Origin of the sequence: Burkholderia sp. Bp8992, from assembly GCF_003853705.1 — a bacterium.
GTDB lineage: Bacteria > Pseudomonadota > Gammaproteobacteria > Burkholderiales > Burkholderiaceae > Burkholderia.
In genome coordinates this window covers 374690-398723 of the sequence record NZ_QTQI01000005.1, presented here as the reverse complement: position 1 = coordinate 398723, position 24034 = coordinate 374690, and the positions used below count along the sequence as shown (strand labels likewise).

Genomic DNA, 24034 nt, shown 5'->3' with positions numbered 1-24034 from the left:
GCCTGCCCAACCGAAGGAGCGTCACCCATGCCGGATTCCGCCCACCCCGCACTCCCGCCGGAAGACGCTGCGACACCCGAGCGCCGCCTGCACGCGCCCGACTGGCGTGGCTTCGTGCTGCCGCTCGCGGCGTTCGCACTCTGGTGGGCGATCGCTTCCGCCCATCTCGTGAAAAGCGGGCTGCTCGTCGGCCCGTCCGACGTGCTGCGCACCGCATGGGCACAGGCCACGAGCGGCGCGCTCGGCCGCGCCTTGTCCGCATCGCTCGCGCGCGAAGCGTGCGGCTTCGCAATCGGCGCGACGGGCGGGCTGCTGCTCGGCGCCGCGCTGGGCCTGTCGCGCGTCGCCGCGCGCATGGTCGGCCCGAGTTTCGACACGTTCAAGCAGATCTCGCTGTTCGCGTGGATTCCGCTGATTTCCGTCTGGTTCGGCCTGGGCGACGCCGCCAAGGTCGTGTTCCTGTCGCTCGCCGCGCTGCTGCCCGTCGCCGCGCACACGTGCGACGGCATTCACGCGGTGCCGCGTACGTATGTCGACGTCGCCCGCGCGCTGCGCTACTCGCGGCTCCAGCTCATTCGCCACGTGATCCTGCCGGCCGCGCTGCCGTCGATCTTCACTGGGCTGTATCTCGGCCTGATCTATTCGTGGCTCGCGACGCTCGGTGCCGAATACCTGCTGGTCGCGGGCAGCGGCATCGGCAACACGCTGATCGACGGCAGCGAGCAGTTCCGGATGGATCTCGTGCTGTTCGGGATCATCGTCGTCGGCGTGACCGGCTGGGCACTGAACGCGATCGCACGGGCGATCGAGCGCAAGGTGCTGGCCCGCCGCGGCGACCTGCCGCGCTGATGTTGCGCCCCTTGTCCGCCACAACCTTCATCACCCTGCCATGACGACGCTCGCCTCCGATTCGCTCGACATCCTCCATGTGAGCAAGCACTACGCACAACGCGGCGCGACGCTCGCCGTGCTCGACGACGTGTCGCTGCACGTGCGTGCCGGCGAATTCGTCACGATCGTCGGCGCGAGCGGCTGCGGCAAATCGACCCTGCTGCGGCTGGTGGCCGGGCTCGACACCGACTACGAAGGCGAGATCCGCGCCGGCGACGAACGCGTGCGCGACACGTCGCTGCAGCGCGGGATCGTGTTCCAGGATCACCGGCTGTTCCCGTGGCTGACCGTCGAACAGAACATCTCCGCCGCACTGCGCAACGCGCCGCTCGACGCGGCCGAAAAACGGCGTGCGGTCGCGGATCACGTCGCGCTCGTCGGGCTGAACGGCTTCGAGCACGCCTTTCCGAACCAGTTGTCGGGCGGGATGGCCCAGCGCGTCGCGATCGCGCGCGGCCTCGTGAACCGCCCGCGCGTGCTGCTGCTCGACGAGCCGTTCGGTGCACTCGACGCGCAGACGCGTGCGCGGATGCAGAACGAACTGCTGCGCATCTGGGAACAGGAGCGCATCACGATGATGCTCGTCACGCACGACGTCGACGAGGCCGTCTATCTCGGCGACCGCGTCGTCACGATGGCGCCGCGCCCGGGCCGTATCGAACGCATCGTCGACGTCGCGCTGCCGCGGCCGCGCCGGCGCGATTCGCCGGAATTCGCGCGCTTGCGCGATACGGTGCTCGCCGATTTCGACGAGAGCGAACCGCCGCGCAACGACGGCACGGGCGGCAAGCGTCCCGACACGCCGCGCCCGCACCGGATCGGCGAATGGCGGCTCGCATGGTAGCGGCGCGATTGCTTCGTATCACATATCGTTCATCACAGCGGGAACGCTAAGGTTGTGACGATTCATCGGTTCCGGTTCCGCGCAGTCCCTGCTTGAATGGAGACTCGACCGACCCGACTCCAGGAGACTCACGATGTCCGAAGTCCAGCACGCCGCACAACCGTCTTCGCATGCTTCGCACGCCGCGCCGCGCACGGCCGCCGTTCCGCTTCAGCTTCGCCAGGTCGCCGGCCGGATCGGCGCCGAAATCGCCGGCGTCCGGCTGTCGGCCACACTCGACGACGCGACGTTCGACGCGGTCCACGCGGCGCTGCTGCGCCACAAGGTGCTGTTCTTCCGCGGCCAGCATCATCTCGACGACACCGCGCAGGAAGCGTTCGCACGCCGCTTCGGCGATACCGTCGCACACCCGACCGTGCCGTCCGTCGACGGCAGCGCCCATCTGCTCGAACTCGATTCCGCGCACGGCGCGCGCGCCAATTCGTGGCACACCGACGTGACGTTCGTCGATGCATACCCGAAGATCTCGATCCTGCGCGCGGTCGTGATTCCGCCGTTCGGCGGCGATACCGTGTGGGCCAATACGGCCGCCGCGTACGCGCATCTCCCCGACCCGCTGCGCGCGCTCGCCGACACGCTGTGGGCGCTGCACACCAACGCCTACGACTACGCGTCGACCCATGTGCATGCCGACGACACGCAACTGAAACGCTACCGCGAAGTGTTCACGTCGACCGTCTATGAAACCGAGCATCCGGTCGTGCGCGTGCATCCGGAAACCGGCGAGCGCACGCTCGTGCTCGGCCACTTCGTGCAGCGGCTCAAGGGGCTGTCGTCGCAGGATTCCGCGCACCTGCTGCAGGTCTTCCACGAGCACGTGACGCGTCTCGAGAACACCGTGCGCTGGAGCTGGCAGGAAGGCGACGTCGCGATCTGGGACAACCGTGCGACGCAGCACTACGCGATCAACGACTACGGCGATGCACGCCGCGTCGTGCGCCGCGCTACCGTTCACGGCGACGTGCCGGCCGGCATCGACGGTCGCCGGAGCATCGTGCTGAAAGGGCCGGGTGCGACGCTGCAGTAACGCCCGTCTCTCGCGGCGGCGCCACGTCCCGCGCGCCGCCGCGCCTGTCCTACCGGAGCCCCGATCATGAGCTTCCTGCCGCCGCACCGACACTTGCACGCGCAACGATGTCGGCTCTCCGCCCCGTTCACTTCCGCCAGGAGCGTCGCATGAGCGCCCTACTCGAACCCGCCGCCCAGCCGGTCGACGTGATTCCGCTGTCCGCCCACATCGGCGCGGAAATCCGCGGCGTCGACCTCACGCAACCGTTGACCACGCCGCAGATCGCGGCGATCCGCGCCGCCTTGCTGCAATGGCGCGTCATCTTCTTCCGCGAACAGTTCCTCACGCACGAGCAGCACGTCGCGTTCTCCGCGCAGTTCGGCGAACCGACGGTCGGCCACCCGGTGTTCGGCCATGTCGACGGCCACCCGGCCGTCTATTCGATCGCGAAACATCGCAAGGCGACGCGCTTCGAAGGCGAACCCGTGCGCCGGCCCTGGACCGGCTGGCATACCGACGTGACGGCTGCCGTGAATCCGCCGTGGGCGTCGATCCTGCGCGGCGTGACGATCCCGCCGTACGGCGGCGACACGCACTGGACGAACCTGGTACGTGCGTACGAGACGCTGTCCGCGCCGCTGCGCGGCTTCGTCGACGGCTTGCGCGGCGTTCACCGCTTCACGCCGCCGGCCGGTGCGCGCGCCACCGGCGCATTCGACGCGGCGGTCGAACGCCGCCCGCTCGTGACCGAGCATCCGCTCGTGCGCGTGCACCCGGAGACGGGCGAACGCGCGCTGTACGTGAGCCCGAGCTTCCTGAAATCGATCGTCGGGCTGACGCCGCGCGAAAGCCAGGCGTTGCTCGAACTGCTGTGGGAACACGTGACGCGGCCGGAATTCACGATCCGCTTCAAGTGGGAGCCGCGCAGCATCGCGTTCTGGGACAACCGCGCGACCGCGCATCTCGCACCGGTCGACATCTTCGATCTCGACTTCGACCGCCAGCTCTACCGCACGACGCTCATCGGCGACGTGCCGGTCGGCCCCGATGGCCGTCCTTCGGTCGCACTCGAAGGCTCGCCGGTCGAAGCGGCGGCCGCCGTCGCACTGAACTGACGCAGCGAACGCCGGCGCGCACGCGCGCGCCGGCTGTTCCTCCATCAATCGAGCCACACGCCGTCGAACCGGTGTCCGCCGAGCGGCGAGAACGTCAGCCCGTGCACGCGTTTGGAGATCGGCAGCGACACGATCGACGTCGCGATCGGCGTGAACGGCACCTGATCCTTGAACACGACCTGCGCCTGCTCGTACAGCGACGTGCGCTTCGCGACGTCCCCGTTCGAACGCGCGGCGGTAACGAGTCGTTCGAAATCCTGATTGCACCACTTCGCGAGATTGCTGCCGTGCACGGCGTCGCAGCCGAGCAGCGTGCCGAGCCAGTTGTCGGGGTCGCCGTTGTCGCCCGACCAGCCGTACAGGATCGCGTCATGCTGGCCGTCGTGCTTCGCGCGGCGGTTGTATTCGCCCCATTCGTAGCTGACGATCTTCGCGCGCACGCCGATCTTCGCCCAGTCCTGCTGGATCAGCTGCGCCATCAATTGTGCATTCGGGTTGTACGGCCGCTGCACCGGCATCGCCCACAGCGTCAGGTCGAAGCCGTTCGGGAACCCGGCCTGCGCGAGCAGCGCCTTCGCGGCGGCCGGATCGCGCGGCGCATCCTTCAGGCGCGGGTTGTACGACCATTGCGAGGGCGGCATCGGATTCGTCGCGATCGTCGCATCGCCGTTGAACACGGTCCTGATGATCGCCGTCTTGTCGATCGCGATGTCGAGCGCGCGCCGCACGTCAACGCGATCGAGCGGCGGATGCTGCGTGTTGTACGCGACGAAGCCGACGTTGAAGCCCGTCCCCGAAAACAGCGACAGCTTCGGGTCGCGCCGCACCGTCTCGAGATCGGCCGGGCGCGGAAACGCCGATACCTGGCACTCGCCGGCCACGAGCTTCTGCAGGCGCGCGGCCGGATCGGGCGTGATCGCGAACACGAGGCGCCCGAGCTTCACGTCGTCCGGCTTCCAGTAGTCGGGATTTGCGTCGTAGCGGATCAGCGCATCCTTCTGGTACGAGCGCAGCAGGAACGGCCCCGTGCCGACCGGGAACTGGTTGATGTCCGACTCACGATGACGTTCGGCAAGCTGCGACGCATATTCGGCCGACAGCACCGACGCGAACGCCATCGCGAGGTTGCGCACGAACACGACGTCGGGTGTCTTCAGCACGAAGCGCACCGTGTAGTCGTCGACTTTCTCGATGCGCTCGACGTTGCGGTCGAAACCGAGATCGCTGAAATACGGGAAGCTGACCGGGTAGGCCTTGCGGAACGGATCGTCCGGATCGAGCATGCGGCGAAACGTGAACACGACGTCGTCGGCCTGGAACGGCCGCGTCGGCTTGAACCATGCGGTCGTCTGGAATTTCACGCCGCGCCGCAAATGAAACGTGATCGTGCGCTGGTCGGGCGACACGTCCCAGCTCGTCGCGAGCGCCGGTTCGAGATCGAGCGTGCCGCGCTTGAACTGCACGAGCCCGTTGTAGATCGGGTACGTGCTCGCGTCGAAGTCGGTGCTCGTCGTGTGCTGGCCCGGATCGAAACCGGCCGGGCTGCCTTCGGTGCAGTACACGAGCGTCTTGCCGGTCGGCGCGGCCAGCGCCTGGGTCGCGGCACCGGCGAGCAGCAGCGACGCGGCGATGCAGCGCAGTGCGGCAACGGCATGCGGTACGCCACGCGCATGACGCGTGGCTGACGAAACGTAAGCGTTCTTCATGGTGGCGGAGAGAAAGGATGACTGTCATGCGAATGACGACGGCCGATCTTCGCGCGCCTCCCGCCGATCGCTTACCAATTAATTCGGCGATGCTTATCGTCGCCGATGCATCCCGCTGCCCGTGCATGGAAACGTCCGCGCGAGCGCCGGACGCACGATCCTGCCGCCTTTCGCGCGGCTGCCTTCCGGCCCCCTGCAGACTTTCCGGAATGAGCGCATCGTATCGGCTGGCAAACGCCGGCACCGGCGCGCCGGGATCCGCCCGGTGCCGCTGCGCCGCCGCGTCCTGGAGGATCCACGATGTCGATCAGTCCCGATACGCCCGCTCGTCCCGTGAAATCGCCGGGCCCCGATCATCCGATCACGATCGAGCCGCATCCGCGGCGCGTGGTGGTGACGGTGGCCGGCAAGGTCGTCGCCGATACGCGCCGCGCGCTCGCGTTGCGCGAGGCCAGCTATCCGGCCGTGCTCTACCTGCCGCGCGAAGATGCCGACATGTCGCTGCTGCAACGCACCGACCATGCCACCTATTGCCCGTACAAGGGCGACTGCGCGTACTACTCGATCGCGGCCGGCGGCGAACGCTCGAACAACGCCGTCTGGACCTACGAGCATCCTTATCCGGCCGTCGAAGCGATTCGCGGGCACCTCGCGTTCTATCCGGATCGGGTCGACTCGATCGAGGAAAGCGCGGCCGGCACCGATTGAGCACCGCCGCGCCGCTGATTTGCATATACGCATTCGTTGGTTGGCCACCGGCCGGTGCGGCCGTATCGTCCTGAGTCCGGCGCGGGCCGGCCGGTTGCGTGCAGCGCCCGCATCCGGCCCTGCCTCGCGTCGGCCGCGCCGTCCCTGTGCGCGGCCCGTGAACCCGCACGCAGGATGGCCCGATGAACGACACACCGCACACCGACGTTGAAACGACCCTGGCGAGCCCGCACCGCCGCCAATGGCTGCAGGGCGCGGCCGCCGGCCTGGCCGGGCTTGCGCTCGGGCCGCTCGCGGCACGGCCCGCGCTGGCCGACGACACCGGCACGCGGCTGCGCATCGGCTTCCAGAAGTACGGCAACTTCGTCGTGCTCAAGGCTCGCGGCACGCTCGAGAAGCGTCTCGCGAGCCAGGGCGTCACCGTGCAATGGCTCGAATTCCCGGCCGGCCCGCAACTGCTCGAAGGGCTGAACGCGGGCGCGATCGACGTCGGCACGGTCGGCGAGACGCCGCCGATCTTCGCGCAGGCCGGCGGCGTCGATTTCGTCTATATCGGCAACGAGCCGCCCGCGCCGCAGGGCGAGGCGATCATCGTGCTGCCCGACTCGCCGATCCGCACCGTCGCGCAACTGCGCGGCAAGAAGGTCGCATTCAACAAGGGTTCGAACGTCCACTTCCTGCTCGTGAAGGCGCTCGAACGCGCGGGCCTCACGTATGCGGACATCCAGCCGATCTACCTGACGCCCGCCGACGCGCGCGCCGCGTTCGTGCAGCGCAGTATCGATGCGTGGGTGATCTGGGACCCGTACTTCGCCGCCGCCGAGCGACAGCTCGGCGCGCGCGTGGTCGCGAACGGCGACGGGCTCGTGCGCAACACGCAGTACTACCTCGCCGCGCGCAAGTATGCGGCTGCCCACCCGCAGGTGCTGCGCACGCTGCTCGACGAAGTCGACGCGGTCGACCGCTGGGCGCGCGATCACGTCCCCGAGGTCGCCACCCAGCTGTCGCCGCTCGTCGGCCTCGACGCGCCGACGCTCGAAGTCGCGCTCAAGCGCGCCGGCTACGGCGTGCAGCCCATCACCGATGCGACGGTCGCGTATCAGCAGAACATCGCCGACACGTTCAGCACGCTGAAGCTGATTCCCGGCAAGCTGTCGGTCGCCAGCGCGCGCTGACGCTTATGGCGCGGGCGCGGCGCCGATGCGCCGCCACTCGTCGTAGTCGGTGACGAGGCCCGCATCGTCGATCGCGATATCGGCCGCGTACGTGCCGCTCTCGTAGCGATACACGCCTGGCGCCGTACGCGTATAGCGCTGCTCGCCGCGTACGATCGCGAAATCCGGAAAACGCAGCCACGCCGTGCGGATCACGGCCGATTCGCCGACGGCGAGCGCGAGCCGCCGGATCGGCAGCGTATTGGTCGACGGGCTGAAACCGAGGTCGATATCGGTCGCGCCCGCCAGTGCCGGCGCCTCGACGCCGTCGATCGTCCATTGGCCTGCGTCGCAGGCGATGTCCCACTGCTGCTGCGTCGTGCCGGCCCAACGTGTCACGCGCGCCGAACGCGTCAGCCAGTCGGCACCACATGCAATCGCGTAGTCGACGCGAAACGGCGTGCCGTCGATCGCCCCCGATACCGAACCCGACAGGTCGATGCCCGAGGGCGATTCGACGAGCCGGCACCATTCGCACGCGTGCCACGTCCGCACGATCTGCCATGCGACGCAGCGCGTGCGCACGGCTTCGTCCTGTTGCGTCATGTCGTCTCCTGTCGTCGGTCGCGCGCAAGCCGATTGTCGCTCATCGTGGCGATGAATACACGTGGCGCCGGCGGCCGAATCCGCCGGGCGGCGATCGCCACCGGTTGCCTTCCTGCCGATAGTCAGTATCGGTCCCGCACATACCATCGCGCCGACGCCGCTTTGGTACCATCCGTCGATCGGAAAAATCGAACCGGAAGACAAAAGGCGCGACTTCATGGATTTATTGGCGACGATGCGCATCTACGTCAGGGTCGTGGAGCGCGGAACGATGTCAGGCGCGGCGCGGGATCTCGACATGGGTCAACCGGCCGTCAGCGAGCGCATCGAGAAACTCGAAAAGCATCTCGGCACGCGGCTGCTGATGCGCAGTGCACGCACCCTCGCCTGCACGGAGGAAGGCCGCATCTTCTACGAACGCAGCAAGGCGCTGCTCGAAGCGGCCGACATGGCAGTCGCGTCGGTCGCGAAGACGGAAAACGCGCTCGACGGCACCATCCGGCTCGCGGCGCCGCAATGCTTTGGCGAGGTCGTGATGCCGGGCGTGCTGATGCAGATCCGCGACGCGTATCCGAAACTGCACATCGACCTGGTGCTGAACGACGATATCGTCGATCCGGTCACCGAGGGCGTCGACATTTCGATCCGGGTCGGCCAGCTCGGCGACGGCGGGTTCGTCGCGTACGCGCTCGGCGCGGTCGGCCGCGTGCTCGTCGCCGCACCGTCGTATCTGGATCGGCACGACCCGATCGGTACGAAAGCCGATCTCGCGCACCATCCGTTCATCCGCGTGAAAGGCGTGTTCGCGAACGAACAGGTGCCGCTGCAGCGCGACGGCGGCGCAGTCGAATACGCGCGAATCCAGACGATCATGACCACCAGCCACTGGCACCCGATGTTCGACACGATCGCGGCGGGCGGCGGTATCGGCGTGGTTCAGCACCCGGCTTGCGCCGGCGCGCTCGCGCACGGCCGGCTCGTCCGCCTCCTGCCGCAATACGACATCCCCGACTTCCCGCTCAATGTGCTGGTGCACGCGCAGCGGCCGCTGCCGCCGCGCGTGCGCACCGTCGTCGACCTGCTGAAAAGAGAGCTCCCCCTGCTGATGCAACGTCAGCAGTAGCCGTCACGCCTGCAGTGACTTGCCCGGTTCCTTCACGTGCGCGTCGACTTCCATCTGGTAGAAGCGCGCACTGACGAAGCCGAACAGCGTCCAGCCCAGGAACACGCACAGGCCGCCGAGCATCAGCGCCTGCTCGCCCGAGCTGAACAGCGCATAGAAGCTGTACGCGGTGGCGACCATCGCGATCACGTTCGTCACCAGCGCCTTGGCCGGCGGCACCTTCGCCACCTTCTGGATGGTGATCAGCGCGGCCATCGACATCACGTAAGGCACCAGGTTCGTGACGACCGCGAGATCGACGATCTTCTGGAACTGGCTGCTCAGTTCCGGGCTGATCGTCATCAGCGCCAGCGCGACCTGCGCGACGAGCAGGATCACCATGCCGACGATCGGCGTGCCCGTGCGCGTCGCCCGTGCAAACACCGGCAGGAAGTAGCCGACGTCCGCCGAGCTCTTGAACACCTGCGCGACCGTGAACTGCCAGCCGAGCAGCGAGCCGATGCACGCGATCACCATCAGCGCGGTGACGATCGTGCCGACGGTCGGCGTGAACATCGTCGCGAATGCGATGCCGAACGGCGCGTTCGACTTCGCGAGGATCGCGTTCGGCACGATGCCCGCGATCACGTTGGTCGACACGATGTAGAAGATCGCCGACGCGATCGTGCCGCCGAGCACGGCGATCGGCACGTTGCGCTCCGGATTTTCGACGGCGTCCGAATTCGCGCACGCCGATTCGAGGCCGAGGAACGCCCACAGCGTCACCGCGATCGAGCCGCCGACGGCCGGCCCGAACGGCATGTTGTGCGGATTCCATGCCGCGCCCCAGGTCGCGCCGCTGAACCAGAACCAGCCGATCAGCGACACGACGACGACCGGAATGATCACGCCCCACACGGTCACCGCGCCGATCCGGCCGGTGATGCGAGAACCGCCGAAGTTCGCGACTGTCGTGAGCACGAGCAGGAAGATCGTCCACAGGCCCATCTGCAGCGGCGACAGCGTCGCGTCGAACAGCACGGTGCCGTAGCCGACCGCCGTGACACCGATCGCGACGTTGGCGATCACGAGCGACAGCCCGTACGTGTAGTTCGCCATGTAGTTGCCGGCCTTGCCGAACGCGTACTCCGCGTAGCCGCCCATCCCGCCCGGCTTGCGGCTCAGCATCCCGCAGCGCGCGAACGCGTAGGCCAGCGCGAGCGAGCCGCCGGCCGTGACGATCCACGACAGCAGCGAGATCGTGCCGACCTGCGCGAGCTTCGACGGCAGCAGGATGATGCCGGAGCCCATCATGTTGACCGCCGTGAGGATGGTCAGCTGCCAGACATTCATCCGGTTCTTCGGCGCGGCCGCCGGGGCCGCGTCGGTCATGCTCGCTGCGTTTTCCATGATGTCGATCCTTCGATGTGAGGCCGCCTTGCGGCCGGTCGCTCGTTCGTCCGTTCGTCCGTCCGTTGGGGCGCTCACGCAGTCAGGCAGTACACGCGGTACGTGCCGTCCTCGACTTCGACGCCGTGCGTATCGTGCGCGAAGCCCGGAAAACGCCGGTCGTACGCTTCGAGCGCCTTCAGGTAGCCGAGCACCGGGCCGCCGGCCGGCCCCGCGTTCTCGCCCGGCATCAGGAGCGGAATGCCCGGCGGATACGGCACGACGCCGGTGGCGACCGTGCGCCCGGCCAGCTCCTCGAGCGTGACCTGCTCGACGCGGCCCTGCACGAGATGCTCGTACGCGCACACCGGGCTCATCTCCGGCGTCGGCAGGATCGAGAACGCTTCCGACATCAGCCGCGTCGTGCCGAGCTGCTCCATCGCCGCGAACATCGTGTCGGCCAGGTCCTTCAGCCCCATGCCCGCATAGCGCGAGCCATGCTCCTTCGCGAGCGACGGAATCGCCAGGTCGAGCGGCAGGTTCGCGTCGTAGTCGCGCTTGAAGTCGCACAACGCGCTGACGAGCGAGCCCCACTTGCCCTTCGTGATGCCGATCGAGAACAGGAACAGGATCGTGAAATCGGTCGTCTTCTCGACCACGATCCCGCGCGCGTCGAGATACGCGGTGACGACGCTCGCCGGGATGCCGACCGGCATCAGGCCGCCGGCCGGCGCGACGCCCGGCGTGACGATCGACACCTTGATCGGGTCGAGCATGCAGTAGCCGTCCTCGATGTTGCCGAAGCCGTGCCATTGCGCGCCGGGGCGCAGCACCCAGCATGCCGGGTCGCTCGCGAGCAGCTCGGGCGGTGCGTCGTGGAACGGCAGCGTGCGGCCCGTGCGTGCCTCGAGCACGGTGTCGGGCTGCCAGCATTCGAAGAACCAGTCGCCCTTCGCGCCGAATTCGCCGTTCATCCGCGCGATCATCTGGCGGAATGCGACGGCCTCCTCGATCGACTCGCGCGTCAGCGCCGCGCCGCCGGGACCGTCCATCATCGCCGCCGCGACGTCGTTCGACGCGATGATCGCGTAGTTCGGCGACGTCGACGCATGCATCATGAACGTTTCGTTAAACTGACCATGCGGAATCGGGTTGCGACCGTCGCGCACGTGGATGTACGACGCCTGCGACAGCGCGGTCAGCAGCTTGTGCGTCGACTGCGTCGCGAACACCGTGGGCCGGTCCGCACGATGATCGCGCGGGTCGCCGTGCATCGCATGGCGGTCGCGGTAGATCGGGTTGAAACGCGCATAGCCGTACCACGCTTCGTCGAAGTGCAGCCGGTCGACGCTCGCGCCGAGCAGTTCTTCCACGCGCGTAACGTTGTAGCAGAGGCCGTCGTAGGTCGAGTTCGTGATGATCGCGTGCTTCGGCTGCCGAGCGGCCAGCCCGGCCGCGAGCGGGTTCGACGAGATCGCCTCGCGAATCGCCGTCTGCGTGAGGCGCTCGGACGCAATCGGCCCGATGATCCCGTAGCGGTTGCGCGTCGGCACGAGATAGGTCGGGATCGCACCCGACATCGTCATCGCATGCTCGGCCGACTTGTGGCAGTTGCGGTCGCACAGCGCGATCTGGTCGCGGCTCACGCTCGCCATCAGGATAATGCGGTTCGACGTCGACGAGCCGTTCGTCACGTGATACGTGCGATGCGCGCCGAACACGCGCGCCGCATAGCGTTCGCTTTCGCCGATCGGGCCCGAGTGATCGAGCAGCGAGCCGAGTTCGCCGACCGAAATCGACAGGTCCGAGCGGAACAGCGATTCGCCGAAGTATTCGAAGAACGCACGGCCGACCGGCGATTTCAGGAAGCCCGTGCCGCCCGTGTGGCCGGGCGTATGCCACGAGTATTCATAGACGCGCGAGAATTTCGCGAGCGCGCCGAACATCGGCGGCAGCACGGTCGAGCGATAGCGTTCGATCGCCGCGTGGATGCGCCCGCCGATGAAGTCGGCCGTATCCTCGAGCAGCCACACGAAATCGTCGACCTGCCCCATCACCGCGGACGGCACCGACGACGCGACGCTGCGGTCGGCCAGCAGGAAGATCGGCACGTTGCCGTTGCGCTGCCGGATCGCGTCGACCACGGCCTCGGACGGCCCGTGGCCGTCCACGCCGAGATCCCAGTCGAGCAGCACGCACTGGATCGACGGATCGGAGCGGATCAGCATGATCGCGTCGTCGGCGGACGTCGCCGTGAGCACGTCGATGTCGCGTTGCACGAGTTCCGCGCTCAGCGTACGGACGGCACGCCCGGTCGCGGTTTCCTGCGCGATCTCGTCATCGACCAGCAGCGCGCGCATGCCGAGACGGCGAATGCCGCCAGCAGAAGTATTCATGATGTTGCCCTCGCGGTTCCGATGCTTCGATTGTTGTGTTGTTCATCTCACGAGCACGCGAACAGCAGGCCACGGTCCGCGGCGCGAGACGCTCGCAATTCCGGTTTGATTCGCCATCCGATTCGGAGCCGACTATGCCATGGATGCCATTCGATGAGAAGCTGACGATTCGGCGAAACCATCGGCGTTTTTCAAAACGGATTTCATGATTGGATCATTTTCATGTGCACTGCAGCATGCCGATTCGCGATTATTTGATCATTCTCATCATGCAATGACATTGTCATTCCCGGTCGATTGAACTCGCCCGCTTTTGTTGCTACGATCGGCTGCGCCGGGCACTGTCCGATGGCGGCAGTGCCGCGCCCCGCAAGGCTTGTACGTGAGGCGCGCAGGCGGCATTCAGCATTCGCGGAAGCGTTTCAACCGGCCGCAGCGCACGTCGAATCAGGATGACCTGCCGGCGCGAATGCGGCTCCCGTTTCCGCCATTTACCGGAGAGTTCGCGTGAGCCTGTTGAAAATCGCAGTCGAGCCGGCGCTGATCGGCGCCTTCCTCACCACGCACGAACAGGTCGACGTATTTCAGACCGATTTCACGAATATCGCGGCAATCGTCGTCGGCATCGATTCCGCGGAAAAGGTGCTGAAAACCGTCGAGAGAACCGGTTTCGCGATTCCGTTCTTCGTCGCGGTCGAGCCCGACCAGGAAGTGCCGCCGTCGATCCTGCCGAGCGCGAGCGGCGTGATCCAGCTGCGCCACGGCGGCCGCCACTACTACGGCCGGCAGATTTCCGCCGCCGCCGACATCTACAGCGACAACCTGCTGCCGCCGTTCTTCAAGGTCATGCGCGAATACGTGCAGCGCGGCTACGTCGAGTTCGACTGCCCGGGCCACCAGGGCGGCCAGTTCTTCTCGAATCACCCGCTCGGCCGGATGTTCTTCGACTTCTTCGGCGAGACGATCTTTCGCGCGGACCTCTGCAACGCGGACGTCCGGCTCGGCGACCTGCTGATCCACGAAGGCCCCGCGCTGGAAGCGCAGCGCAATGCCGCGCGGATCTACAACGCGGACAAGACCTGGTTCGTGCTGAACGGCACGTCGACGTCGAACAAGGTCGTCACGAGCGCGCTGCTCGCGCCCGACGATCTCGTTCTGTTCGACCGCAACAACCACAAGTCGGTGCACCTCGGCGCGCTCGTGCTGTCCGGCGCGCGGCCGGTGTACCTCGAAACCGCGCGCAACGCGTGGGGCCTCATCGGCGGCGTCGACAGCGCGGCGCTCGACGAAGCGCGCATTCGCGACGCGGTCCGCGACGTGGCGCCCGAGCGCGCCGACCTGCCGCGGCCGTTCCGGCTCGCGGTGATCCAGCTCGGCACCTACGACGGCACGATCTACAACGCGCGCGAGATCGTCGACCGGATCGGGCATCTGTGCGACTACATCCTGTTCGATTCGGCGTGGGTCGGCTACGAGCAGTTCATCCCGATGATGCAGGACTGCTCGCCGCTGATGCTGACGCTCGGTCCCGACGATCCCGGCATCTTCGTCACGCAGTCGGTGCACAAGCAGCAGGCCGGTTTCTCGCAGACGTCGCAGATCCACAAGAAGGACAGCCACCTCGAAGGCCAGAAGCGCTTCTGCGATCACCGCCGCTTCAACAACGCGTACATGATCCATGCGTCGACGAGCCCGTTCTACCCGATGTTCGCGGCGCTCGACGTCAACGCGCAAATGCACGCGGGCCCGGCCGGCAAGCGCCTGTGGCGCGATTGCGTCGCGCACGGCGTCGATGCGCGCAAGCTGCTGATGAAGACCTGCCGCCAGATCCGTCCGTTCGTCCCGCAACAGATCGACGGCCGCCCGTGGGCCGACTACCCGACCGAGCAGATCGTCGACGACCTGCGCTTCTTCCGCTTCCATCCGTCCGACACGTGGCACGGCTTCGAAGGCTACGCGAACGACCAGTACTTCGTCGATCCGTGCAAGCTGTTGCTGACGACGCCCGGTATCGATCACGACACGCACGAATACGCGTCGTTCGGCGCACCGGCGCCGATCCTCGCGCGCTACCTGCGCGAGCACGGCGTGGTGCCCGAGAAAGCCGACCTGTACACGATCTTGTTCCTGCTCACGCCGTCGGAGAGCTTCGGCAAGCTGCAGCATCTGGTCGCGCACCTCGCGCAGTTCGAACGCCATCTCGACCGGGACACGCCGCTGCGCGAAGCGATTCCGTCGCTGTGCGAAGCATATCCGGAGCTGTACGGCACGATGCGCCTGCGGCAGCTGTGCCAGCGCATGCACGACTTCTACCGCAGCCACGACATGAAGCATCTGCAGAAGCAGATGTTCCGGCGCGCGCAGTTCCCGAAGCAGGCGATGCAGCCGCAGGCCGCGAATGCCGAGCTGATCCGCAACAACGTCGAGCTCGTCACGCTCGACCGCATCGAAGGCCGGATCGCGACCGAAGGCGCGCTGCCCTACCCGCCCGGCATCTTCTGCGTGGTGCCCGGCGAAACCTGGGGCGGCCCGGCGCTCGACTACTTCCGCGCGCTGGAAGCCGGGATCAACGCGCTGCCGGGTTTCGAGCCGGAGATCCAGGGCGTGTACCTGCAGACGAAGCCGGACGGCACGAAGCAGGCGTCGGCGTACGTGGTGGCGACCGGCACCGACGCGTCGCGGGCCTGATCGCGGGCTGTACCTGGCCCGTGCGGTGCTTGCGCACGACGTGTATCATCGCCGCCATCATGCCCATCCGACCGCTTCGTCCGCTCCTGATCGCCCCGGCGCTCGCCGTCTCCATCGTCACACATGCGCAGCAGGTCGGCGTGGTCGCCGACGGCGTCTACTACACGCCGAATACGCATCTCGCGGCAGGCACGTCGCTGCAAGTGCTGCCCGACGACGACAAAGGCGTCGCGCGCTGCTGCGCGACAGTCACCGGCCCCGCCGGCAAGCCCGGCAACCAGATTCTCGACAGCCTGCACGACGACCGCACGATCGCCGCGTACGCTCTGTCGCTGCCGAAGTCGGTGCCGGCGGACACGCGCGGCTTCGGCGTCGTCGGCACCGCGCATTTCGTGCGTCAGGGCTCACACCCGGAAGCCGTGCTCGACGGCGGCTTGCAACTCGCGCTCTCGACCTGCACGTCGGTGGAAGGCACGCATTACCTCGGGCGCAAGGTCGGCGCCAACAAGCTGCTCGTTCACCTGTATCAGTACTTCGACGGTGAATTCGAGCCGACCTGCAAGGATCGCGACCTGAATTGACGGAACCCGGCCGGCGGGCGACATCGCGCCCGCCGCGTCACCATGCCTGCCGGTAGATCGCCAGCGCGTCGGCCTCGGTCACCTCGCGCGGATTGTTCACGAGCAGGCGCGTCTGCAGCATGGCATCCGATGCCATCCGCGGCAGGTCGTTTTCGCCAATGCCGACTTCGCGCAGCGTGCGCGGAATGCCCGTCGCGACGATCAACCGGTCGATCTCGGCGATCAGCGCGTGCGTGCGTGCTTCGTCGCTGCCTGTGGCCGACGGCGCAACAATCGCCGCGAGTTCCGCATACAGCGGCGCGGCGGCCGGCGCGTTGAAGCGCAGCACATGCGGCAGCACCAGCGCATTCGACAACCCGTGCGGCACGTGAAAAATGCCGCCGACCGGATAGGCCAGCGCATGCACGGCCGCGACCGGCGCATTCGCGAACGCCTGCCCCGCGAACATCGCACCGACGAGCATCGCTTCGCGCGCGTGCCGGTTCCCGCCGTCGTCGCATGCTGCGAGCAGGTTGTGCGACAGCAGCGTCAGCGCGTGCGTCGCCAGCATGTCGGATACCGGATTCTTCAGTCGTGCGGACGTGTACGCCTCGATCGCATGCACCATCGCATCGATGCCGGTCGCGGCCGTCGCCGCACGCGGCAGGCCGAGTGTCAGCTCGGCGTCGAGAATGGCGACGTCCGCGAACAGGTTCGGCGATACGACGCCCATCTTGCGCGCCTCGCCGATCGTCACGATCGACACGGCCGTGACCTCGGAACCCGTGCCGGCCGTCGTCGGCATCTGCACGAGCGGCAGCCGCGCGCTCGTGACCTTGTCGACGCCGTACATGTCGGCCAGCGCCTGCTGCCGCGGCACGAGCACCGCGATCAGCTTCGCGACGTCCATCGACGACCCGCCGCCCAGGCCGAGCACGATCTCGGCATCGGCCGCGACGGCGCGCTCGGTCGCTTCGAGCACCACGTGCTCGGGCGGATCGGCGATCACGTCGTCGATCACGGTCACCCGCCAGCCGTGCGCGGCGAGACTCTCCAGCGCAGGCGCGAGCACGCCGCTGCGATGCAGGAACGCATCGGTGACGACGCACAGCCGCGCGAGCGCCGGAAAGCGTTCGCGCAGCAGCGCGCCGAGCCGGCGCGCGGCGCCGAATTCGACGATCTGGGTCGGAACGGTACGGAATTGAAACGGGTTCATCGGGTGCCTCCCGGTGGCGTCGCCGTGCCGGTGTCCGGCTGCACCATGTAGCGCGACACGTCGCGGCGATCGAGCAACGGAATGATGGCCCCGATCCCGATCCGCTGGAAATGCGGCGTTTCCCGATGCGCGTCGAGGCCGTCCGCATCGCGGTAACGTTCGAGGATCACGATGTGGTCGGGATTCTCCGGCGAGCGGAAATATGCGTAGTCGAGATTCTTCGGCTCGGCGCGCGTCGCCGGCGCGAGCTCCGCGAGCAGTTCGATCACGCGGTCGCCGTTGCCGGGTGCCGCGAAATAATGTGCGATGACCTGCAGGTACGGTTCGTTCATGTTGCGCTCCGGGTTCGACAAAAAACCGTCACGACGGAGACGCACGCCATCCGCCGTGAACCGGATGGATTCAAACGCGACGGGCGCCACCGTATCGCAGACTCGTCGTCGCATTGTAGTGAAACGGCACGGCGTTCGCAGTGCCGCGACGACTACCACGGCACCGTCCGCCCCAGGTAGTCGAGATATTCGAGCCCCGGCCGCGCGCGCTTCGCGAGCAGCACGTCGACGAGGCTCGGCACGCTCTCGTCGATGGCCAGGCGCGCATCGGGCCCGCCGAGCTCGGTGCGAACCCAGCCGGGCGCCATCAGCGCCATCGCGCGCCGCGTAGCGGCCTGGCGCGCCGCAAAGCTGCGCATGAACTGGTTCAGCGCCGCCTTGCTGCCGCGATACACCTCGCGCATGCCGCTGACGTTGTTCGCGACGCTGCCCTGCCCCGACGACATGGCGCCGATCAGCCCGTCGTCGGTCACGAGATCCTGCAGCGTCTCGATCACGCGCATCGGCGCCAGCGCATTCGTGATCATCACGCGCACGAATTCGTCGGTCGTCACTTCGCCGATCGTTTCATTCGGATCGTTGGTCGTCCCCGCATTCACGAACAGCATGTCGAAGCGCCGGCCCGACAGGCGCGCGCGCAGTGCGTCCAGTTGCGCAGGTTCGCAGATGTCGAGCGTCTCGATGTCGAGCCGGCCGTCGTACCGGTGCGCGAGGTCGTGCAGCTTCGTGCGTCCCGATCCTTCGCGCACGGTTCCCGTCACGCGCCAGCCCTTGCCCAGGAATGCCTCCGCCATCGCCAGCCCAAGGCCGCGCGAGGCCGCGACGAGGAGAATCGCGGGAACGCTTCGTCGATTCGATTCAGTCGGTTGCATGGATTTCGCCTTTGCCGTGTTTCGTCTTGCGCCCACTATAGGCCGGCACCACGACAGGCGCCAGACGCATCGGATGCAATCCATAGTTGCATTCAACGCCATGTCAGTCGCGCAAAAGCGTATCCTGTCCGCATGGAAGACATCGACCTGAACCTCGTTACGGCACTCGATGCGTTGCTGTCGGAAAGCAGCGTGACCGGCGCCGCGCGCCGGCTCGGACTGAGCACGTCCGCGATGAGCCGCACGCTCACGCGGCTGCGCAACGCCACCGGCGATCAGCTGCTCGTACGCGCCGGGCGCACGCTCGTGCCGACGCCGCACGCCGCCGCGCTGCGCGATCGCGTGCATGCGATCGCGAGCGACGCGCGCGCGGTGCTGCGCCCAGCCACGGCCGACGTCGACATGGCGACGCTCGTGTCGACGTTCACCATTCGTGCAGCCGCGTCGTTCATGGAAATGCTGTCCGGCCCGGTGGTCGCCGCGCTCGGCGAAGTCGCGCCGCACGTGCGCATCCGCTTCGTATCGAAGCCCGACCGCAATCCGCAAGCGCTGCGCGACGGCACGGTCGACCTCGAAATCGGCAAGCGCGGCGACGATGCGCCCGAGCTGCACACGCGCATGCTCTTTCACGACTGGCACGTCGCAGTCGCCCGCGCCGGGCATCCGCTGTTCGCGTCGGCCAGAATCACGCCGGCGCGCTATGCGGCTTGCCGTCACGTCATCTCGGCCCAGCTCGGCGATTTCAGCGGGCCGACCGACGATTCCACCGATCGACCCGGCTCGGGCCAGCCCGTGCACGTCGTGGTCCCCGGCTACCCCGACGCGATGCGCGTCGCGGCCGGCACCGACCTGATCGCGCTCGTGCCGCGCTCGAGCCTCGGCAACGCATTCTCACCCGGGCTTGCGGAAGCCCTCGGGCTGCGCAGCTTCGACCTTCCGGTTCGCCTGCCCGCGATCCTCGTCTCCGCGCTGTGGCACCCGCGCATGCACGGCGACCCCGCGCATCGTCGCCTGCGCGATGCGGTCATCGACGTCTGCCAGCGTGCGTATCCGGATATCCGGCCGCCGCGCGCAACGGCGCGCGGCACCGGCAGCGGCACACGCAAGGCCGGCTGACGCACTCAAACCAGCCGGCCGCCGCCGTCGATGTGCAGGATTTCACCGTTCATGAAGCCGTTGCCCAGCAGGAACGCGATCGCCTCGCCGACTTCGTCCGCGCGGCCGACGCGCCCGCCCGGCAATGCCGACGCGGCGCCCGCGAGGATCGGATCGCGCGCTTCCGGGCCGAACGCGTCGTAGAGCGGCGTCTCGACGAAACCGGGCGCAACGACGTTGACGCGAATCGGCTTCAGCTCCAGCGCGAGCGACTGCGCCAGCGCCTCGACGCCGCGCACGGCGGCGGCAATGACCGACGTGCCGTGCGCGGCAGGACGATCGGACAGTTGCCCGCCGGTCAGCACGATCGAGCCGTTCGCGGGCATCAGCGGCAACGCGGCGCGGATCGCATAGACCGGCCCGGCGATACGTTCCTGCAGTGCGGCGAGCAGATGATCGGGATCGGTCTCGTTCAGCTTGCCGGCGATGAACCGACCGGCCGTGACGACCAGGTGGTCGACGCGTGTCATCGTGTCGAATACGGCCTGCACCGCGTGCCGGTCCGCGATGTCGGCCACCGCGACGCCCGCGCCGCCGATCGCTTGCGCGGCGGCGTCGAGCTTCGCGCGCGTCCGGCCGACCAGCGTGACGCTGCCGCCCCGCGCCTTCGCGGCGCTCGCGGCCGCGAGCCCGATTCCGGAGCTCCCGCCGACGATCACGACGTGCGCGCCGTCCAGTGCCGTAAATTGCGTTGCCTCGTTCATGTCGACTCCTCATCAGGGATTGAAGGTTCGCGAACGATAGGTCATTCTCGATTGCACCGGAACGTGGGAGACTTGCATAGGATTCATGCCCTGAAGGAATGAGATGGATGCGTTGCGCTCCATGCGTGTGTTCGTCCGCGCAATCGAATTGGGTAATTTTTCAGCGGTCGCGCGCGAGGAAGGCACCGGCCAGCCGACGATCAGCAAGATCGTCGCCGCGTTCGAACGGGAACTCGGCGTGCGCCTGCTCGAACGCTCGACGACGAGCCTCGCGCCGACCGACGAAGGCCGCCGGTTCTACGACCGCTGCAAGCGCGTGCTCGACGAATACGACAGCGCGGTGGCCGAGGTGCGCGGGCAAACGCTGCGGCCGGTCGGCAAGCTGGTCGTCAATGCGCCGCTCGGGCTCGGCGAGCTGAGGTTGAATGCGCTCGTGCTCGAATTCCTCGCCGCGTGGCCGGAAATCGACGTCGAACTGCACCTGACCGATCGCGTGATCGACCTGGTCGAGGAAGGCGTCGACGTCGCGATTCGCCTCGGCCACGTGCTGCCGCCGGATGCCGTCGCACGCCATGTCGCGTCGTCGCCGCGCCTGCTGGTGGCCACGCCCGCGTACGTCGCGCAGGCATCGCGGATCCGCCGCCCGGAAGACCTGGCAAAGCACGAATACGTCGGGTACGCCCGCGCGGACATCGGGAGCGAACTGCAGTTTGCCCGCGGCGAGGAGACTGTCGCCGTTCCGGTACACGGCCGGTATCGCGTCAACAGTTCGATGGCACTGCGGGAATGCTTCCTGGCCGGGCATGCGGTCGGCAGCGCGCCGGCATGGCTCGTCCAGGACCTGATCGATGGCGGGCAGCTCGTCCGGCTGCTGCCGAAGTGGGACATGGTGCCGCCGCACGCGCTGCATCTCGTCTACGCGTCGCGCCGCCATCTGCCGCTCAGGACCCGCACATTCCTGCAATTCATGGCGCAGCGGATTCCCGAGCTGCCCGGGTTCGACGCAACCGCGACGCCCAGCGCGATCGCCACGCCGCCAACCCGCTGACCGCCGCGCTTCGATCCGCCCCCTTCCTCGACCGGCCGAATCCCCGCTATTGCGCCGGCGCCGGCGGGCCCTTCGGCTAAAATGCCGCACTTTCCACCTTGTCCGGCCCGCTCGCCATGCAACCCGCCACCTCCGCCCAACCCGCCGCCCACGGCGCCGACGCCGCAGAATCGGCCCGCGACCTCGTCTATGGCCCGAACGACCGGCCGGCGCCGATGGTCGCCTTCGTCGCCGCGCTGCAGCACCTGCTGGCGATCATCGTGCCGATCGTCACGCCCGGCCTGCTGATCTGCCAGGCGCTCGGCGTGTCCAGCCGCGATACGACCCTGATCGTGTCGATGTCGCTGGTGATCTCCGGCATCGCCACCTTCGTCCAGTGCAAGCGCTTCGGCCCGCTGGGCGCCGGCCTGCTGATCGTCCAGGGCACCAGCTTCAACTTCGTCGGCCCGCTGATCGCCGGCGGCAGCCTGATGGTCAAGCAAGGCACGCCGGTCGAGACCGTGATGGCCGCGATCTTCGGCGTCGTGATCGCCGGGTCGTTCGTCGAGATGGGCGTGTCGCGCATCCTGCCGTTCGTGAAACGCCTGATCACGCCGCTCGTCACCGGCATCGTCGTGCTGCTGATCGGCCTCACGCTGATCAAGGTCGGCCTCATCAGCATGGGCGGCGGCTACGGCGCGATGGCCAAGGGCACGTTCGCGAGCGCGGAGAACCTGACGCTGTCGGGGCTCGTGCTCGGCACGATCATCCTGCTGAACCGCGTGCCGGTCGTCTGGGTGCGCAGTACCGCGCTCGTCATCGCGCTCGTGATCGGCTACCTCGCGGCCGCGTTCCTCGGCCGCCTCGACTTCACCGGCATGCACCAGGCCGCGCTGTTCCAGGTGCCGACGCCGCTGCACTTCGGCATCGGCTTCTCGTGGTCGCTGTTCGTGCCGATGCTGATCATCTACCTCGTCACGTCGCTCGAAGCGATCGGCGATGTGACGGCCACCAGCAAGATCTCGAACGAGCCGGTCGAAGGGCCGGTATGGATGCAACGCATCAAGGGCGGCGTCCTCGTCAACGGCGCGAACTCGCTGCTGGCCGGCGTGTTCAACACGTTCCCGAGCTCGGTGTTCGCGCAGAACAACGGCGTGATCCAGATCACCGGCGTCGCGAGCCGCCACGTCGGCATCTGGATCGCGGGGATGCTCGTGGTGCTCGGCCTGTTTCCGGTCGTCGCCGGCGTGCTGCAGGCCGTGCCGGAGCCCGTGCTCGGCGGTGCGGCGATGGTGATGTTCGGTGCGGTGGCCGCATCGGGCATCAACATCCTCGCGGGCGTCCAGCTCGACCGCCGAGCACTGCTGATCATCGCGGTGTCGCTGGCGCTCGGCCTCGGCGTGTCGCAAGTGCCGGACATTCTCAACAGCCTGCCGCACGCGCTGAAGAACGTGCTGGAATCGGGCGTGGCCACGGGCGGTATCTGCGCGCTCGTGATGAACTGGTTCCTGCCGGAACGGAAGTAACCGGGCGAGCGGCGCGGGCTGGCCCTCGACATCGCCAGGGCGGTCCGGCCGGGAGCGGTCAAAAGTCAAACCCGGTCAGGCCGCCTTGGCCGATCGATTCGTGCTGGTTAGAATCACGACATGCCCCAAGCTCCCGCCCCCAGCAACACCCCCGAAGCGAGCGCCGTCCCGGTCAAGGAACGCGCGACCGTCGTCTGCTATCGCGATGAACAGGTGTTGCTCGTCGCGCGCGCGGCGTCGCGCTGGGCCCTTCCCGGCGGCACGATCAAGCGCGGGGAAACGCCGCTCGAAGCCGCGCATCGTGAGTTGCTCGAGGAAACCGGCATGATCGTCCAGGACCTGACGTACTCGATGCAGTTCACCGGGCTCGCCAAGATCCATCACGTGTTCTTCGCGGAAGTCGGCCCTGGCCAGACGCCGCAAGCGAGCAACGAGATCGAGAAATGCAAGTGGTTTCCGATCGACGGGGTCGACCGTTTGCGCGCGAGCATTCCGACGAAGCGAATCGTCGAACTCGTCTACAACCACGAAATCCGCAAGGCGTAGCGCGCCTCGAGCCGTCGCCCGGCTCGAGTCGATTGCCGCGATCAGCGGTGCGCGAACGCTCAGCGCGAGCGCTTTCTTCGCAGTTCGTGCGTCGAATAGACGACGAGGAAGATGCCCAGCATCGCGGCGCCTGACGCCATGAAGTCGTTTGCGCTTCCCGAGTTGCGCAGCGCCGCCGGGAAAATGCCGAAACTCAATCCGGCGCCGGCAAGAAGCAATCCCGCAGCCACACCCCAGATCGGTCCGGCAGTCTTGTCGATTTTGTCCTTCATACAGCCCCCGTCTACAGTCATTACCTGAACGGTATCGGCAAAAAACGCCGCGCCGGCCGTCAGTGGTTCCACTATAGCCGGAAAAAAATTCACGAACTTCTGGTGCTTTTCCCGATCAAGTTCCGGCGACCGCGGCCGCCATGCGCGGACGGGTCG

General features: G+C 67.5%; 22 protein-coding genes. 13 read left to right on the top strand and 9 right to left on the bottom strand.

The features are described from left to right. Positions 1-27: 27 nt before the first annotated feature. From DIE03_RS10990 to DIE03_RS10975, 4 genes are all read left to right on the top strand, one after another. Positions 28-849, top strand: coding sequence for an ABC transporter permease (locus DIE03_RS10990; protein WP_124450128.1), 822 nt, complete (start codon positions 28-30; stop codon positions 847-849). 40 nt (positions 850-889) lie between these two features. Continuing rightward, positions 890-1735: an ABC transporter ATP-binding protein gene (locus tag DIE03_RS10985; protein ID WP_124450126.1), complete on the top strand. Its 846-nt coding sequence runs from the start codon at positions 890-892 to the stop codon at positions 1733-1735. 133 nt (positions 1736-1868) lie between these two features. Next, positions 1869-2822, top strand: a complete 954-nt coding sequence (locus tag DIE03_RS10980; protein ID WP_124450124.1) for a TauD/TfdA family dioxygenase — start codon at positions 1869-1871, stop codon at positions 2820-2822. 149 nt (positions 2823-2971) lie between these two features. Continuing rightward, positions 2972-3919, top strand: coding sequence for a TauD/TfdA family dioxygenase (locus DIE03_RS10975; RefSeq protein WP_124450123.1), 948 nt, complete (start codon positions 2972-2974; stop codon positions 3917-3919). Between the two features lie 44 nt (positions 3920-3963). Here DIE03_RS10975 and DIE03_RS10970 read toward each other — a convergent pair whose 3' ends face one another. After that, on the bottom strand, positions 3964-5625 hold the full coding sequence (locus DIE03_RS10970; protein ID WP_124450121.1) for an ABC transporter substrate-binding protein: 1662 nt from the start codon (positions 5623-5625) through the stop codon (positions 3964-3966). A gap of 300 nt (positions 5626-5925) precedes the next feature. On the opposite strand from DIE03_RS10970, the gene DIE03_RS10965 reads away from it, so the two are divergent. Continuing rightward, the gene (locus tag DIE03_RS10965) at positions 5926-6333 is read left to right on the top strand and encodes a DUF427 domain-containing protein (RefSeq protein ID WP_124450119.1); all 408 of its coding nucleotides are present in this window, start codon (positions 5926-5928) and stop codon (positions 6331-6333) included. A gap of 182 nt (positions 6334-6515) precedes the next feature. Continuing rightward, positions 6516-7508 (top strand): sulfonate ABC transporter substrate-binding protein, encoded by a 993-nt coding sequence (locus tag DIE03_RS10960; RefSeq protein ID WP_124450117.1) that lies wholly within the window; start codon positions 6516-6518, stop codon positions 7506-7508. 3 nt (positions 7509-7511) lie between these two features. Here DIE03_RS10960 and DIE03_RS10955 read toward each other — a convergent pair whose 3' ends face one another. Continuing rightward, positions 7512-8093, bottom strand: coding sequence for a putative glycolipid-binding domain-containing protein (locus DIE03_RS10955; protein ID WP_124450115.1), 582 nt, complete (start codon positions 8091-8093; stop codon positions 7512-7514). 217 nt (positions 8094-8310) lie between these two features. On the opposite strand from DIE03_RS10955, the gene DIE03_RS10950 reads away from it, so the two are divergent. After that, positions 8311-9216: a LysR family transcriptional regulator gene (locus tag DIE03_RS10950; protein ID WP_124450113.1), complete on the top strand. Its 906-nt coding sequence runs from the start codon at positions 8311-8313 to the stop codon at positions 9214-9216. A 3-nt stretch (positions 9217-9219) separates the two neighbouring features. Here the strand turns inward: DIE03_RS10950 and potE are convergent, their stop codons facing one another. Together potE and DIE03_RS10940 are read right to left on the bottom strand one after the other, a co-directional pair. Continuing rightward, on the bottom strand, positions 9220-10605 hold the full coding sequence (potE, locus tag DIE03_RS10945; protein WP_124450111.1) for a putrescine-ornithine antiporter: 1386 nt from the start codon (positions 10603-10605) through the stop codon (positions 9220-9222). Between the two features lie 74 nt (positions 10606-10679). Next, positions 10680-12980, bottom strand: a complete 2301-nt coding sequence (locus DIE03_RS10940) for an Orn/Lys/Arg decarboxylase N-terminal domain-containing protein (protein ID WP_124450109.1) — start codon at positions 12978-12980, stop codon at positions 10680-10682. A gap of 507 nt (positions 12981-13487) precedes the next feature. Between DIE03_RS10940 and DIE03_RS10930 the strand changes: the two genes are divergently transcribed. Together DIE03_RS10930 and DIE03_RS10925 are read left to right on the top strand one after the other, a co-directional pair. Next, positions 13488-15668 carry an ornithine decarboxylase gene (locus DIE03_RS10930; protein ID WP_124450107.1) on the top strand — a complete coding sequence of 727 codons (2181 nt, stop codon included), beginning with the start codon at positions 13488-13490 and terminating at the stop codon, positions 15666-15668. Positions 15669-15727: 59 nt separating this feature from the next. Further along, positions 15728-16249: a hypothetical protein gene (locus tag DIE03_RS10925; protein WP_124450105.1), complete on the top strand. Its 522-nt coding sequence runs from the start codon at positions 15728-15730 to the stop codon at positions 16247-16249. Positions 16250-16286: 37 nt separating this feature from the next. Here the strand turns inward: DIE03_RS10925 and DIE03_RS10920 are convergent, their stop codons facing one another. From DIE03_RS10920 to DIE03_RS10910, 3 genes are all read right to left on the bottom strand, one after another. Beyond that, complete coding sequence (locus DIE03_RS10920; RefSeq protein ID WP_124450103.1) at positions 16287-17444, bottom strand: iron-containing alcohol dehydrogenase; 1158 nt, start codon at positions 17442-17444, stop codon at positions 16287-16289. Beyond that, positions 17441-17776 carry a putative quinol monooxygenase gene (locus DIE03_RS10915; protein ID WP_124450101.1) on the bottom strand — a complete coding sequence of 112 codons (336 nt, stop codon included), beginning with the start codon at positions 17774-17776 and terminating at the stop codon, positions 17441-17443. The genes DIE03_RS10920 and DIE03_RS10915 overlap by 4 nt, the downstream gene beginning before the upstream one ends. 152 nt (positions 17777-17928) lie before the next feature. Further along, entirely contained in the window at positions 17929-18648 is a 720-nt protein-coding gene (locus DIE03_RS10910) for an SDR family oxidoreductase (RefSeq protein ID WP_124450099.1), read from the bottom strand. A gap of 132 nt (positions 18649-18780) precedes the next feature. On the opposite strand from DIE03_RS10910, the gene DIE03_RS10905 reads away from it, so the two are divergent. After that, positions 18781-19764, top strand: coding sequence for a LysR family transcriptional regulator (locus DIE03_RS10905; protein ID WP_124450097.1), 984 nt, complete (start codon positions 18781-18783; stop codon positions 19762-19764). Positions 19765-19769: 5 nt separating this feature from the next. Here DIE03_RS10905 and DIE03_RS10900 read toward each other — a convergent pair whose 3' ends face one another. Then, a complete protein-coding gene (locus tag DIE03_RS10900) occupies positions 19770-20507 on the bottom strand; it encodes an SDR family oxidoreductase (protein ID WP_124450095.1) in 738 nt (245 codons plus the stop codon). A gap of 103 nt (positions 20508-20610) precedes the next feature. On the opposite strand from DIE03_RS10900, the gene DIE03_RS10895 reads away from it, so the two are divergent. The 3 genes from DIE03_RS10895 to DIE03_RS10880 all read left to right on the top strand — a co-directional run bounded on the left by DIE03_RS10895 (position 20611) and on the right by DIE03_RS10880 (position 23606). Then, positions 20611-21555, top strand: coding sequence for a LysR family transcriptional regulator (locus tag DIE03_RS10895; RefSeq protein ID WP_124450093.1), 945 nt, complete (start codon positions 20611-20613; stop codon positions 21553-21555). A 116-nt stretch (positions 21556-21671) separates the two neighbouring features. Beyond that, positions 21672-23060, top strand: a complete 1389-nt coding sequence (locus DIE03_RS10885; RefSeq protein WP_124450091.1) for a nucleobase:cation symporter-2 family protein — start codon at positions 21672-21674, stop codon at positions 23058-23060. Between the two features lie 120 nt (positions 23061-23180). Continuing rightward, the gene (locus DIE03_RS10880) at positions 23181-23606 is read left to right on the top strand and encodes an NUDIX hydrolase (RefSeq protein WP_124450089.1); all 426 of its coding nucleotides are present in this window, start codon (positions 23181-23183) and stop codon (positions 23604-23606) included. A gap of 59 nt (positions 23607-23665) precedes the next feature. Here the strand turns inward: DIE03_RS10880 and DIE03_RS10875 are convergent, their stop codons facing one another. Further along, on the bottom strand, positions 23666-23878 hold the full coding sequence (locus tag DIE03_RS10875; protein WP_124450209.1) for a hypothetical protein: 213 nt from the start codon (positions 23876-23878) through the stop codon (positions 23666-23668). Between the last annotated feature and the right edge of the window lie 156 nt (positions 23879-24034).